13 protein-coding genes are annotated in these 13,595 nt (G+C 71.3%); 6 read left to right on the top strand and 7 right to left on the bottom strand.

Annotation, left to right across the window (positions count from 1 at the left end; genetic code table 11):
* Positions 1-14: 14 nt before the first annotated feature.
* The 4 genes from AC1RCS_RS00145 (at position 15) to AC1RCS_RS00130 (ending at position 3,881) form a co-directional block, all read left to right on the top strand.
* Positions 15-806, top strand: coding sequence for an ABC transporter permease (locus AC1RCS_RS00145; RefSeq protein ID WP_492244807.1), 792 nt, complete (start codon positions 15-17; stop codon positions 804-806).
* A complete protein-coding gene (locus tag AC1RCS_RS00140; RefSeq protein WP_492244808.1) occupies positions 803-1,654 on the top strand; it encodes an ABC transporter ATP-binding protein in 852 nt (283 codons plus the stop codon). Before AC1RCS_RS00145 ends, AC1RCS_RS00140 begins: the two co-directional genes overlap by 4 nt.
* Positions 1,648-2,880: an NnrS family protein gene (locus tag AC1RCS_RS00135; protein ID WP_492244809.1), complete on the top strand. Its 1,233-nt coding sequence runs from the start codon at positions 1,648-1,650 to the stop codon at positions 2,878-2,880. Before AC1RCS_RS00140 ends, AC1RCS_RS00135 begins: the two co-directional genes overlap by 7 nt.
* A gap of 77 nt (positions 2,881-2,957) precedes the next feature.
* Positions 2,958-3,881 (top strand): DMT family transporter, encoded by a 924-nt coding sequence (locus AC1RCS_RS00130; RefSeq protein ID WP_492244810.1) that lies wholly within the window; start codon positions 2,958-2,960, stop codon positions 3,879-3,881.
* Between the two features lie 30 nt (positions 3,882-3,911).
* On the opposite strand, the gene pssA is transcribed toward AC1RCS_RS00130, so the two are convergent.
* Together pssA and AC1RCS_RS00120 are read right to left on the bottom strand one after the other, a co-directional pair.
* Complete coding sequence (pssA, locus tag AC1RCS_RS00125) at positions 3,912-4,538, bottom strand: CDP-diacylglycerol--serine O-phosphatidyltransferase (RefSeq protein ID WP_218296505.1); 627 nt, start codon at positions 4,536-4,538, stop codon at positions 3,912-3,914.
* A gap of 42 nt (positions 4,539-4,580) precedes the next feature.
* Positions 4,581-5,504, bottom strand: a complete 924-nt coding sequence (locus tag AC1RCS_RS00120) for a LysR family transcriptional regulator (RefSeq protein ID WP_218296504.1) — start codon at positions 5,502-5,504, stop codon at positions 4,581-4,583.
* A 113-nt stretch (positions 5,505-5,617) separates the two neighbouring features.
* On the opposite strand from AC1RCS_RS00120, the gene AC1RCS_RS00115 reads away from it, so the two are divergent.
* Positions 5,618-7,555 carry an acyl-CoA synthetase gene (locus tag AC1RCS_RS00115; protein ID WP_492244811.1) on the top strand — a complete coding sequence of 646 codons (1,938 nt, stop codon included), beginning with the start codon at positions 5,618-5,620 and terminating at the stop codon, positions 7,553-7,555.
* A gap of 71 nt (positions 7,556-7,626) precedes the next feature.
* Complete coding sequence (locus tag AC1RCS_RS00110; RefSeq protein ID WP_218296502.1) at positions 7,627-8,631, top strand: Bug family tripartite tricarboxylate transporter substrate binding protein; 1,005 nt, start codon at positions 7,627-7,629, stop codon at positions 8,629-8,631.
* Between the two features lie 282 nt (positions 8,632-8,913).
* On the opposite strand, the gene AC1RCS_RS00105 is transcribed toward AC1RCS_RS00110, so the two are convergent.
* Genes AC1RCS_RS00105 through AC1RCS_RS00085 form a run of 5 tightly spaced genes read right to left on the bottom strand, consistent with a single transcriptional unit; the run spans position 8,914 to position 13,584 of the window.
* A complete protein-coding gene (locus tag AC1RCS_RS00105) occupies positions 8,914-9,933 on the bottom strand; it encodes a Bug family tripartite tricarboxylate transporter substrate binding protein (RefSeq protein ID WP_218339228.1) in 1,020 nt (339 codons plus the stop codon).
* A 40-nt stretch (positions 9,934-9,973) separates the two neighbouring features.
* Positions 9,974-10,489, bottom strand: coding sequence for a MaoC family dehydratase (locus tag AC1RCS_RS00100; protein WP_369641022.1), 516 nt, complete (start codon positions 10,487-10,489; stop codon positions 9,974-9,976).
* A gap of 14 nt (positions 10,490-10,503) precedes the next feature.
* A complete protein-coding gene (locus AC1RCS_RS00095) occupies positions 10,504-11,694 on the bottom strand; it encodes a CaiB/BaiF CoA transferase family protein (RefSeq protein ID WP_218296500.1) in 1,191 nt (396 codons plus the stop codon).
* 39 nt (positions 11,695-11,733) lie between these two features.
* Entirely contained in the window at positions 11,734-12,522 is a 789-nt protein-coding gene (locus tag AC1RCS_RS00090) for a crotonase/enoyl-CoA hydratase family protein (RefSeq protein WP_492244812.1), read from the bottom strand.
* 30 nt (positions 12,523-12,552) lie between these two features.
* Complete coding sequence (locus AC1RCS_RS00085) at positions 12,553-13,584, bottom strand: acyl-CoA dehydrogenase family protein (RefSeq protein WP_492244828.1); 1,032 nt, start codon at positions 13,582-13,584, stop codon at positions 12,553-12,555.
* Positions 13,585-13,595: the final 11 nt, after the last annotated feature.

Below are 13,595 nucleotides of genomic sequence, written 5' to 3'. Positions count from 1 at the left end.
GGGGCCGGGCTGAGATGCGCCTGGTCTGGCGCCTGCTGCGGGGCGCGCCCGCCTATCTGTGGAGCGGCTGGGGGGCACTGGCCAGCCTGCTGCTGTTCCTTGCGCTGTGGGACCTGGGCGCGGGCCTCTACGGCCCGCTGATCCTGCCCGACCCGCTCACCACCTTCACCGCGCTGCGGGGCCTGGCGCAGTCGGGCGCGGCCTGGCCGGAGCTGGCCGCCACCGCGCGCCGCGCGCTGCTGGGGCTCGTGCTCGCGGCAGGCGTAGGCAGCGCGCTGGGGCTGCTGGCGGGCCTGTCGATGACGGCTTCGATGATGGCGCGCCCCTGGGTCACGCTGCTGCTGGGCATGCCGCCCATCGCCTGGCTGGTGCTGGCCATGCTCTGGTTCGGGGCGGGCGACGGCACACCGGTGTTCACCGTCTTCGTGGCCTGCCTGCCGGTGGTCTTCACCGGCGCGCTGCAGGGCACGCGCACCCTGGACCACCACCTCCGGGACATGGCGCGCGCCTACCGCCTGCCATGGCGCATGCGCATCCTCGACCTGTACCTGCCGCACGTCGCCGCCTACCTGTTCCCGGCGTGGGTCACGGCCCTGGGCTCCTCGTGGAAGGTGGCGGTGATGGCCGAACTGCTCGCCACGAGCGACGGCGTGGGCGCGGCGCTGGCCGTCACGCGTTCGCACCTGGACACGAGCGGCTCGCTCGCCTGGATCTGTGCCGTGGTGGGCAGCCTGCTGGTGCTGGAATATGCGCTGCTGGAACCTTTCAAGCGCGAGCTGGAGCGCTGGCGGGGAGCCGGCGCATGAGCGCGTGCCCATCCAACCTGCAGGTGCGCGGGTTGCGCCATGCCTACGGCCCCGCCCCGGTGCTGGAAGGGATCGACCTCGACGTGCCGGCTGGCCGCATCGTCGCGCTGGTGGGCCCATCGGGCTGTGGCAAGACCACGCTGCTGCACCTGTGCGCCGGGCTGCTGACGCACCAGCAGGGCCACATCCGCCACGGCTTCGCGCACACCGCGCTGATGTTCCAGCAGCCGCGCCTGCTGCCCTGGATGAGCACGCTGGACAACATCGCCCTGGGCCTGAAGGCGCAGGGCGTGGCCCGCGCCGAGCGCCACCGCCGCGCCAGGGAGGCCGCGCTGGCGCTGGGCCTGGCGGCGTCGGTGCTGGCGCAGTTCCCAGCCGAGCTGTCGGGTGGCATGCAAAGCCGCGCGGCCCTGGCCCGCGCGCTGGTGCTGCAGCCCGATCTGCTGCTGATGGACGAGCCGTTCGGCGCACTCGACGTGGGCCTGCGCGGCCAGTTGCACCAGCTGCTGCTCGCGCGCCAGGCCGCACAGGGCATGGCCGTGCTGCTGATCACACACGACCTGATGGAAGCCGTGCGCCTGGCGGACACGGTGCTGGTCATGGCTGCCGCGCCCGGGCGCATCGTGGCGCGCTACGAGCCGCCGGGCGCGGCGCTGACGCGCGGTGACGCGCTGGTGTACCGCTGCACCGCCGAGCTGCGGCAGCACCCCGGGGTGCGCGCGGCATTCGGCCTGCCCGGCGACGCCGGCACCGCGGCGCCGGAGAACGCCACGGGCGGGGGCCGCTGGCAGCCGTTGGCGCCAGGATCGCACACCCCTCACCCTGGACCGTGGGCATCGCGATGCTGAGCAGGCCTGCGGATACGCCACGGCCCGCGCCGTGGCATGCGGCCCATCCGGTGTGGATGTGCGGGATGCGGCCCTTCTTCCTGCTGGCCATGGGCTCGGCCGTCACGCTGCTGGCGTGGTGGAGCGCCGTGCTGGGCGCCGGCCTGCCGCCTCCGGCCGTGGCCGGCGGCGCGGTGGCCTGGCACGTGCATGAACTGGTCTTCGGCTTCGCGCTGGCCGCCGTGGCGGGTTTCGCGCTCACCGCCATGCCTGAATTCACGGGCCAGAGGGGTGCCACGCGCGGGCAGCTGCGTGCGCTGGCGGCGCTGTGGATGCTGGGGCGCATCGGTTTCTGGGGCTCCGGCGCGGCCGGTGCGCCGGCGCTGTGGCTGGCGGCGCTGGCGCACGGCGGGCTGCTGCTGGGGCTGGCGGCCATGCTGGCGCGGCCCCTGTGGTCACCGGCCGGCCGGCGCCATGTGGCGTTCTGGTGGGCGCTGCCCGCGCTGGCGACCGCTGTGGCGGGCTTCTATGCCGATGCGCTGCGGGGCCTGCCGGCCCTGCGCTGGCTGCTTGTGGCACTGGGGCTGCTGATGCTGCTCATCGTGGCGGCCATGAGCCGCATCTCCATGCGCATCGTGAACCGCGCCATCGAACAGGCCACGCCCGGCGCGCCACCCTACGTGGCACGTCCGCCACGGCGCCATCTGGCGGCGCTGTGCATCGCGCTATACACGCTGGCCGAGTTCGCCCGGCCAGGCAGTCACCTCGCGGGCTGGCTGGCGCTGGCGGCCAGTGCCTCGGTGTTCCACCTGATGGGCGACTGGCATGTGGGCCGGGCGCTGCTGCGGCGCACGCCACTTCTGCTCTACGCGGTGTATGCCTGCATGGCGCTGGGCTATGGCGCGCTGGGGCTGTCGCACCTGGGCGCGGGCGGCGGCACGGGCGCGGGGCGGCACCTGATCACAATGGGCGCGGTGGGCCTGAACATCTTCATGGTGATCGCCATTGCCGGGCGGGCGCACTGCGGGCTGCCGCCCGATACCAGCCGCTGGATTCCCTGGGCCGCCGGCCTGCTGCTGCTGGCGACCGCCGTGCGCGCTGGCGCCGCGTGGGCGGGCGGCGGGCCGCTGTGGCTGGCGGGGGCCGGCGCGGGCTGGTGCGCGGCCTTCGCCGTGCTGCTGTGGCGCATCGGACCGCCGCTGTGGCGCGCCCGGGCCGATGGCCGCCAGGGTTGCGAGGGGCCGTGAAGCCTTCCGCCTGCGCTCCGGGTCGCCTGGATGCATGGGCGACGGGCCGCCGGGCAAGGGTCTTTGATAATCGACCGATGTCTTCTCCCCGCAAAACCCACATCGATTCCCTGGCCATCGCCCTGCTGCTGGCCTGCTGCATGTTCTGGGGCTTCCAGCAGGTGCTGGTGAAAGCCACCGTGGGCGAGGTGGCTCCCGTGTACCAGGCCTTTCTGCGCTTCGTGCTGGCCACCGTGGCGGTCGCCGCCTGGTGCGCGTGGCGCGGCGTGCCGCTGTCGGGCGCGGCCGAGCCGGCCGGGGCACCGCGCGCGGGCCTGCTCGCCGGGGCGCTGTTCGCAGGAGAATTTGCCTGCATCTACCTGGGGCTGCAGTACACCACGGCGTCGCGCCTCACGGTGTTCCTCTATGCCGCCCCGTTCTGGGTGGCCCTGCTGCTGCCGCGCTTCATCCCCGGTGAGCGCCTGCAGGGCTGGCAGTGGCTGGGACTGGCCGCTGCCTTTGTGGGCGTGGGGCTGGCGCTGGGCGACGGTCTGCTGGGCCCCGCCAACGCCGCCCTGCCCCGTGCCTGGCTGGGCGACCTGCTGGGCCTGGCCGCGGGCCTGATGTGGGCGCTGACCACGGTGGTGATCCGCACCACGCCGCTCGCGCGCGTGGCGCCCGCCAAGCAGCTGCTCTACCAGGTGGGCGTGAGCGCCGCCGCACTGCCCTGGCTGTCGCTGGTCCTGGGCGAAAGCTGGACCTTGCAGTTCAGCACCTTCGCCTGGGGTTCGCTGCTGGTGCAGGCGCTCGTGGGTGCATTCGTGAGCTATCTGGCCTGGATGTGGATGCTGGCGCACTACCCGGCCACGAAGATCTCGGTGTTCGTGTTCCTCACGCCCGTGTTCGCGCTGCTGTTTGGCGCCTGGTGGCTGGGCGAGCCCGTCACCGCCGGGCTCGTGGCCGCGCTGGTGCTGGTGGCGGCGGGGATCGTACTGGTGAACCGCCGGCCCGCGGCGCAGTAGGCGCGGTGGCAATAGGCCCGCGCCGGGGGGCTACAGCTTCGGGATCCGGATCCGGCTGATCATCAGCGAACCCGACAGCGCGAACAGCAGCACCAGCGGGTGCAGCGTGAAGCCGCCGATGAGCACCTTGCCGAACCACAGGCTCTCGCGCACCGCGCCCAGGTAGGCCGCCAGGGCCAGCAGGCCCACGAGCACGATGGAGGTGGGGATGGGCGTGCCCTCGAAGTACTTCACCTTGCCGTCGTCGCCCGAGAGGGTTTCGGCCGTGACGTTGTAGCGCGCCAGGCGCGAGACGCCGCAGGCCACGAAGTAGGCCAGCACGATGCGGTCGTACAGGCCCTGCATGCCGCAGCCATAGGCGATGATGGCCGGAGCCACGCCGAACGAGATCACGTCGGCCAGCGAATCGAGCTCCCGGCCCATGGCCGAACTCTTCTGGCGCCAGCGCGCGATGCGGCCGTCCAGCACGTCGAAGATGAGCGCGGCCAGCACGAGGGCGGCGGCGAAATAGACGTGCACCACGGCGCCGGTTTCCAGGTAGGTCATCGACGAGAACAATGCGCCCACGCCGCAGACCGCGTTGCCCAGCGTGAACCAGTCGGCCAGGTGGAATTCGCGGATCATCGAGAAACGCTTGGGATGTCGGGGAGTGTTCATGTCAGGAGCTCCGGTCGCGCCATGGTGGATGAGAACGTCCCATTATGGGCGGCCAGGTGCCGGGCTTCTTGTAGGCACACCGCCCGCCCGCTCGAGGATGAAATCGATGAGCGTGCGCACCGAACTGGTCTGGTAGCGGTTGGGCATGTACAGGAGGAACATCTGCGTGCCAAAGACGCTCAGGCGGTAGTCGTCGAGCGCGGTGACGATGCGCCCCTCGCGCACCGGGTCCGCCACCACGTAGTCGGGCAGCAGGCCCACGCCCAGGCCCGCCAGGACCGCGTCGCGCAGGAAGGGAAAATGCTCGGACAGCAGGGTGGGCCGGGGCAGCACTTCCTCGCGCTGGCCGTCGGGCCGGTAGGCGGCCACGCGCAGCTCGCGCCCGATGAAGCCCGAGGTGAAGAGCGGCACCGTGGCCAGGTGCTCCAGGCGCGTGGGCAGGCCGTGCTCCTGCGCGTACGCGCGGGCGGCGCACACCACGTAGCGCACGGGGCCCAGGGCCCGCGACACCAGGGCCGGCGGCGGCTCGGTCATGATGCGGATGGCGATGTCCACGTCCTCGCGCACGAGGTCGCTCACGCGGTTCTCGAACATCACTTCGAGCACGATCCCCGGGTACAGTCGCTTGAATTCGATGAGCCAGCCGGCCATGACCATCTGGCCGTAGCCCAGGGGCATGCTCAGCCCCACGCGCCCCTGCAGGCTCTGGCCCAGCGTGGCGATGGTTTCGCGCGCCGCCAGCATCTCGTTCATGATGCTGCGGCCGTGCTCGTACAGGCGCAGCCCGACCTCGGTGGGCTCCACGCGCCGCGTGGTGCGGCGCACCAGCTGCACGCCCACCGACTTCTCCAGCTGGTGCAGGTGGTAGCTCACGTTGGCGCGGCTCATCTTGAGCTTGCGCGCGGCCAGGCTGAGGTTGCCGGCGTCCAGGATCTCCACCAGCAGGGTCAGTGCCGAGAGGTCCACGTGGCGCGCTCCGCTTGTTTGTCAAAAATATTCATACAGAGTGTCAATCCTTCATGTGATTGTCAAGAAATCCTGTCGGCACAACAATCCCGGGTCTGCCCGCACTTCCGTCCATGACCGCTCCCGCACTCCATCCGCCTTTTGCCCGCACCGCCACCACCCTCCGCGGCCTGCGGGACGTCGAACAGCTGGAAGCCACGCCCCTGGCCCAGGCGCTGCCGGTGCGGAGCACCTATGAAATCCTGCGCAACGCCGCCCATGCGTTCGGCGGCAAGACCGCGCTGACCTTCCTGCCCACGGCCGATCCGGCGGACGCGCCCATCCGCTGGTCGTACGCTCAGCTGCTGGCCGGCATCCACCAGACGGCCAACCTGCTGCACACACTGGGCGTGGGCCCCCGGGACGCCGTGGCCGTGCTGCTGCCCGGCTGCCTGGAATACCACCTGGCCCTGTGGGGCGGCGAGGCGGCGGGCATCGTGCAGCCCCTGAACCCCATGCTCACCGACGAGAAGCTCGCGGCCATGATGGCGCTGGCGGGCGCCAAGGTGCTGATCGCCTACGGCGCGGAAGGCGACGTGGGCTACTGGAGCAAGGCCCTGCGCCTGCGCAGCCAGGTGCCCACGCTCGCCACCGTGCTGCGCGTGGCCCCGCACGATGAGGCGCCCGGCGCCGCCGGCGCGCTGCCCGAGGGCGTGGTGGACTTCGCGGCGCGCCTGCGCCAGCCCGCCGGCCAGCTGGTGAGCGGCCGGCGCATCGCGCCCGGCGACATCGCAGCGTACTTTCACACCGGCGGCACCACGGGCGCGCCCAAGATCGCACGCCACAGCCATGGCGCGCAGGTGTTCACCGCCTGGGCCAGCGTGCAGATGCAGGGCATCACGCCCCAGGACGTGGGCATCAACGGCTACCCGCTGTTCCATGTGGCGGGCGTGCTGCCCGGTTCGCTCGCGGCGCTCTCGGCGGGGGTGGAGACCATCATCCCGACGGCGGGCCTGTTCCGCAACCGCGAGGTCATCGCCAGCTACTGGCGGCTGGTCGAGCGCCACCGCTGCACCTACCTGTCGGCCGTGCCCACGGTGCTGGCCGCGCTGGCCAACGTGCCGCTCGATGGCGCCGACATCTCGTCGCTGCGCTACTGCCGCACGGGCGCGGCCATCCTCGCGCCGGAGCTGGCGGCGCGCTTTGAGCGCCTGTTCGGCCTGCATGTGCACGAAAGCCTGGGCATGACGGAGATGGCGGGCATCTCCACCATCACGCCACCGGGCGTGCACGCGCCCGCCGGCTGCGTGGGCTGGCGCCTGCCGTACGCGCGGCTGCGCATCGTGGCGCTGGACGCGCACGGCAACGCGTCCGGCCAGGACATGCCGCCTGGGCAGCCGGGCATGGTGCTGTTCCAGTCGCCCAACCTGTTCTCGGGGTTTCTGGATGCGGCGGACACGGCCAAGGCCTTCACGGCCGACGGCTGGCTGGCCACCGGAGACCTGGGTTTCGTGGACGCCGAAGGGCGCCTGCACCTGAGCGGCCGCTCCAAGGACCTCATCATCCGCAGCGGCCACAACATCGATCCCAAGGTGATCGAGGACGCGCTGGGCGCCCACCCCGCCGTGCAGCTCGCCGCCGCCGTGGGCGCGCCCGACGCCTATGCGGGCGAGCTGCCCGTGGCCTTTGCCACGCTGGTGCCCGGCGCGCAGGCGACCGAGGCCGAGCTGCTCGCCTTCACCGCAGAGCACGTGGACGAGGCCGTGGCCCGCCCGCGCTGGGTGCGGGTCCTGGGCACCATGCCCGTGACCAACGTGGGCAAGATCTACAAGCCCGCGCTGCGCCTGCAGGCCGCCTGCCACACGGTGCAGGCGCTGGTCGACGGCGTGTGGGCCGAGACCCCCGGCCTCCCCCGCCCCCAGGTGCAGCCCGAAGGCGAGAGCGCCGTGCGCGTGACCCTGCAGCCCGGCCCGGGCGCGGCCGCGCTGCAGGCCCGGCTGCGCGAGGTGCTCGCGCCCCTGCCGCTTGCCGTCACCATCGCCCCGGCGCCAGGAAGCCCCCAGCCCGCCTGAACGAGCCCCGGCCCGCCACCGCGCAGGGCCGGGCCAGCCTGATTTGCAATACCCATGACAGGAGACGACACATGCCCCACCACCCCCCGTCGATGACCCGCCGCCACTGGCTGGGCGCCGCCGCGCTGGCCGCCGCCGCCGCGTGCACCGGCCCCGCCGCCCTGGCGCAGGCCTACCCCAGCAAGCCCATCAAGGTGGTCGTGCCCTTTGCCGCAGGCGGCGCCACCGACGTGCTCGCGCGCGTGCTGGCCGAGAAGATGGCCGCGGGCCTGGGCCAGCCCATGGTCATCGACAACAAGCCCGGCGCGGCCGGCATCATCGGCACCGACGCGGTGGCCAAGGCCGCGCCCGACGGCTACACGCTGCTGCTGGCCTTGAGCAACTCCATGCTCACCAACCAGTTCCTGTACACCAAGCTGCCCTACAGCCCCGAGCGCGACATCGCGCCCATCTACCAGATCGCCATCGCGCCGCTGGTGCTGGTGGCCCACCCCGGCGTGCCCGTGGCCACGGGCCCCGAGCTGCTCAAGTACGTGGTGGCGAACAAGGGCAAGGTGGCCTACGGCTCCTACGGCACGGGCGCCTACCCGCATCTGGCCGGCGCCTACATGAGCCTCACGCAGAACGCCGACATGAGCCACGTGGCCTACCGCGGCGAGGCGCCCATGGTGCAGGACCTGCTGGGCGGCCAGATCCAGATCGCGTTCGCCAGCGCGCTGCAGGCCAAGCCGCACATCGACGCCGGCAAGCTCAAGGCCATCGGCGTGAGCGGCGAGCGCCGCATGGGCGCGCTGCCGGGCGTGCCCACGCTGGCCGAACAGGGCCTGAACGACGAGGCCTACCGCGTGGCGGGCTGGCTGGCCTTTGGCGCACCGGCCGGCACGCCCGCGCCCATCCTGGAGCGCATTGCCGCCGAGGTGCGCAAGGCCACGCAGTTGCCCGACGTGGCGCAGCGCATCGCGGCCATGGGGTTCGATGTGCAGAACAGCTCGCCCGCGCTGTTCACGGCCGCGATCGCCAAGGAGCGGCCGGTGTGGGAGCGATTGATCAAGGCCTCGGGCGCGAAGCTTGACTGACCCCCTGAGCGGCTGCCAGAAACAGCTGCTCTTCGTCATGTCCAGGCCTGCGCAAGCAGGCTTGGAGCCGCAGCCCTCAGCCCCAGAAGGGGGCCGTCGCCAGCGCGGCGCGGCGGCCCTGGCATGGCGGCGCGCCGGTCACAACAGGTGGCAGGAAGCAAAAAAAGGCCCGCGAGGGCCTTTGAGGCCAAAATGGGCCCCAGCGCCTGTCCATCAAGCTCAAGCAGCTATTATTTTTGCAGCACCGTGGCGCCGCACCACGGTGCAGGGGCCCCGCCGCGTTCAATCGAGGGTCACGCCGGTCGATTTCACCACCCCGGCCCAGCGCTGGAGTTCCTTGCCGACATAGGCGCGGTACTCTTCGGGCGTGGAGCCCAGCGGCTCGGCGCCCTGCACCGCCAGCCTGGCACGCACCTCATCGCTTTGCAGCGCCTTGTTGATCTCGGCGTTGAGGCGCTGCACCAGCGCCGCCGGCGTCCTGGCGGGCACCATCACGCCCTGCCAGGCGCCCGCCTCAAAACCGGGCATCACGGTTTCCCCCAGCGTGGGCACGTCGGGGTACAGGGACATGCGCCTGGCGGTGGTGACCGCCAGCAGCTTCAGGCGCTTGTCCTTCACGAAAGGCATCACGGAATTGATGGTGTCCGTCATGAACTGGATCTGCCCCGCCACGAGGTCGACATCCGCGGGGGCGCTGCCCCGGTAGGACACGTGCGTGGCCTCGATGCCCAGGCTCCTGGTGAACTGGAAAGCCGCCAGGTGGGTCACATTGCCATTGCCTGCCGAGCCATAGGAGAGCTTGCCCGGGTTGGCCTTGGCGTAGTCGACGAACTCGCGCACATTGTTGACGGGAAGGCTCGGGTGCACGACCAGGGCCAGCGGCACCACGGCGGTGAGGGCCACGGGCGCCAGGTCTTTCTGCACGTCATAGCTCAGGTTCTTGTAGAGCGCCGGGCTCAGGGTGATGGACGAGGTGTTGTAGAGCAGCGTGTACCCGTCACCCGCCGCCTTGCTGACCTGGGTGCCGCCGATGTTGCCGTTGGCGCCGGGCTTGTTGTCCACGATCACGGACTGCCCCATCTGCTCCGTCAGCTTCTGCGCCAGCACGCGCGCCACCTGGTCGGTGGGCCCGCCTGGCGGAAAGGGCACCACCAGGGTGATCGGTTTGGAAGGGTAGGCCTGCGCATGCGCCAAGCCCATGGGGGCGATGGCCGCCACGCCGGCCGCGCAGCCGAGCATGGCCAGGCATACACGCCGGACGCCGCTGGGTCGCGAAGACGTGCGGGAAGTGCTTTTTTTCATGGTGCTTGTCTCCTGGGTGGTTGTAGTTGGGGAAATCGGTTCACGAACGCCCGGCGAGCAAGCGGGTGGCCGTGTAGGTCATGACCGGTACCCCCTGCTGGTTGAAGACGTCGATGCGCGAGGTCACGACCGCGCGGCCACTCCTGGAGGTGGGCCGGATCTCCGTCACCTCCACCACCGCCTCGATGGTGTCGCCCACCCGCACGGGCGCGAGGATCTTCTGGTGCAGCTCCAGCATCGCAAGGCCCGTGCCCTGGATCATGGTCTGCAGGATGAAGCCCTCGATGAGCGCATAGGTCAGCGCCCCCGGCACGGGCCGCCCCGCCATGGCGCCGCCCTCGTAGCCGTCTTCGATGAAGATCGCCTCCAGCATGCCGGTCACGCCGATGAAGCTGACCAGGTCCGTCTCGGTGACCGTGCGCCGGAAGGTGCGAAAGCGTTGTCCCACGCTCAGGTCCTGCCACACAAACCCCTGTCCGAGGCGCGGCAAATGGCGGTCCACGCCAGCGAGGGCGGCAGGGCGGAGGGTGTCCGCAGAAGGCGTCTGGGGGATCATGGAAGGCGTCCTTGTCAAGAAGAGGGGCCCACGGCTGCGCGGGTGCCCAGCAGTGCCTGGATCCGTGCGCCGCCGAGCCCGGCCTGGGCCAGCAGCGTCTCGGTGTGTTCGCCCAGCCGGGGGGGCATGGCGATGGCGGGGCGCTGCCCGTCAAAGCGCACCGGCACGCCCGGAAAGCGCACCTCGCCCAGGGCGGGGTCGGAGAGGGTTTCGAAGAAATCCGTGGCCACGAGGTGTGGATCCAGGGGCAGATCCTGCAGCCTGGCCACGGGCGCGGCGGGGATTTCCAGCCGCTCGCACACCGCGATCCAGTGGGCCGTGGTGTGGCGCCCGGTGAAGCCCGACGCAAGCTCCAGCAGTTCGGCGATGTGCCGCGTGCGGCTGGCGATGTCGGCGAAGCGCGCATCGCGCGCCAGGTCCGGGGCACCCACTTCGGTGAAGAAGCGCTGCCAGTGCAGGTTGGTGTACGGCATCATGGCCACCGCCCCGTCGGCCGTGCGGTAGGGCCGGCGCCAGGGGGCCAGCACACGCGGGTAGCCCGGTGGGGACAGCGGCGGCTCGAAGTGCTGGCCGTAGTAGTGCTCGACCAGGTTGAAACCCACCATGGACTCGAACATGGGGATTTCCACGAAGGCCCCCCGGCCCGTGCGCTCGCGCTGCCACAGCGCGGCCAGGATGGCATGCGCGGCCACATGGGCACAGGTCTTGTCGGCGGCGATGGTGGGCAGGTAGCGCATTTCCCCGCCCTGCCGTTCCATCAGGTCGGCAAGCCCCGACATGCCCTGGATCACGTCGTCATACGCGGGTTTGCCGGCATAGGGGCCAGGCAAGAAGCCCACCAGGCTGGCGTACACCAGGCGCGGAAAACGCTCGCGCAGCGCCTCGGGCGCGAGGCCCAGGGCCGCCAGCTTCTGCGGCCGCATGCTGTGCATCAGCACATCGGCCGTGGCGATCAGTGCGCCCAGCGCCTCCTGCGCACCGGCCTGCTTGAGGTCCAGCGCCACGCTCTTCTTGCTGCGGTTGGCGCCCAGGAACATCGCCGCCATGCCCGCCTCCCGGGCGGGGCCGGTATGGCGCGTCGAGTCGCCCTCGGGCGGTTCGATCTTGATCACCTCGGCGCCGTAGTCGGCCAGGACCTGGCTGGCCAGGGGGCCGAAAATCACGCTGGACAGATCCAGCACGCGAAGGCCTTGCAAAGGCGTCATCTCACATCCTTCCGAAGGCGGGTGGGCGGGCACGGTGCCTTACTGGAACTTCGGCGCGCGTTTTTCAATGAAGGCGGTCACCGCTTCCCGGTGGTCTGCCGTCTTGTGCGCGATGGCCTGGTAGCCCGCCGAAGTCTCCAGCAGCGAGGCCAGCGAGGCGTGTTCGCCCTCGCGCAGCAGGCGTTTTGTCATCCGCATCACGGCGCCGGGGTTGGCCGCGATCCTGGCGGCCAGCGCCCGCGCGGCGGGCAGCAACTGGTCCGCCACCACCACGCGACTCACCAGGCCGCAGGCCAACGCCTCCTGCGCGCCGATGGCCTCGCCGGTGAACGCCATCTCGGACGCCTTGGCCCTGCCGACCGCGCGCGGCAGCAGCCAGGCACCACCGTCGCCGGGCACGATGCCCACGCGCACAAAACTCTCGGCGAAGGTGGCCGCCTCGCTGGCGATGCGGATGTCGCACATGCAGGCCAGGTCCAGCCCCGCGCCGATGGCCGGGCCGTTGACGGCGCAGATCACGGGAACATCGAGCTGGTACAGCGCCTGGGGGATGCGCTGGATGCCCTGGCGGTACTCCTCGCGGATCAGGTCGGGCGTGAACGCGTCATCAAAGAAACGCTTCATGTCCTTGACGTTGCCGCCCGAGCTGAAGATGGGGCCCGCGCCCGTGAGGATCAGCACCTTGACGCCGGCATCCCGGCGCACGTCCTCGCACAGCTGCACGAACTCGTCCACCGCGGTGTTGCCGGTGAGCGCGTTGCGCGTTTCGGGCTGGTTCATGGTGGCGGTGAGGATGCCGCCGTCGCGTTCAATGGTCAGAAAGGCCATGGCAAATGTCTCCAGTCAGCGAAATGGCACTCAGGCCGGGAATTCGACGTCGGTGATGCGGCGCACCAGGTCGAGCGTGATGCCGCTGTGCTGCAGCAGCGCCTCGCCGGCCACGGTGTGCCAGTACCCCTCGCTGCCGGCCGTCTGGCGCCAGGCATGCAGGCGCCGGGTGAAGAGCTGCAGGTCATGCTCCTCGGTGAAGCCGATGGCGCCGTGGATGGCGTGGGCGGCTTCCGACACGGCCAGCGCGGCCTCGCTGCAGCGCGCCTTGGCGGTCGCCACGCGCAGTCGGTCGGGCTGGATGCCCACGCCGCCGCTGCAGCCGAGCTGCGCGGCCATGCGCGCGGCAAACACGTGTTCGCTCATCACGGCCAGCTGGTGCTGGACGGCCTGGAACTTGCCGATGGGGCGGCCGAATTGCTGGCGTTCGTTGGCGTACCGCAGGGTGCGCTGGAACACGCTGCTGAGGGCACCGGCCATCTGCGCGGCCACCACCGCGGCCTGCAGGGTGCGCACATCCAGCGCGGCATCCACGCCCACCGTGGGGGCGGCATCGCACTGCGCGGCCGACCAGGTCAGCGCCGCGTCCAGCGCCAGTGCATGCGCACGGGCGTGGGCGCCGTCGACGGGAAGCAGGTGCCAGGCGCCGCCGGCCTGCACCAGCACCGCATCGGCCACCTGGCCGCCGCGCACCAGCGCGCAGTGCAGACCGCCGCCGGCGCCACGCTGGCCGCGTGCCAGGGCGATGCTGCCCTGCGGGCGCACCAGCCCTGCCTGGGCCAGCAAGGCCCGCGCCACCATGGTCTCGGCCAGGGGCAGCGGCAGTGCGTGGGCACCGCATTGCTCCAGCACGCCAAAGGCCTGGTCCAGTTCCAGGCCCGCCCCCCCCTCTTCTTCGCCCAGCAGGGCGTCGGCCAGGCCGGTGGATTCCAGCTGCTCCCACAGGCCCCGCGCGGCATCCGCCGCGCGCCCGCCGCACTCGATGGCGCGCACCACGGCGGGGGTGCACCGGTCCGCCAGCACGTCGTGCGCGGCATCGGCGAACAGGTCGTTGTCATTCATGCTCATGTCGG

The sequence above is a fragment of the Acidovorax sp. GW823-FHT01C06 genome (genome assembly GCF_058798375.1).
The sequence above is the reverse complement of the archived record's forward strand: the minus strand, read 5'-3'. Positions and strand labels throughout refer to the sequence as shown.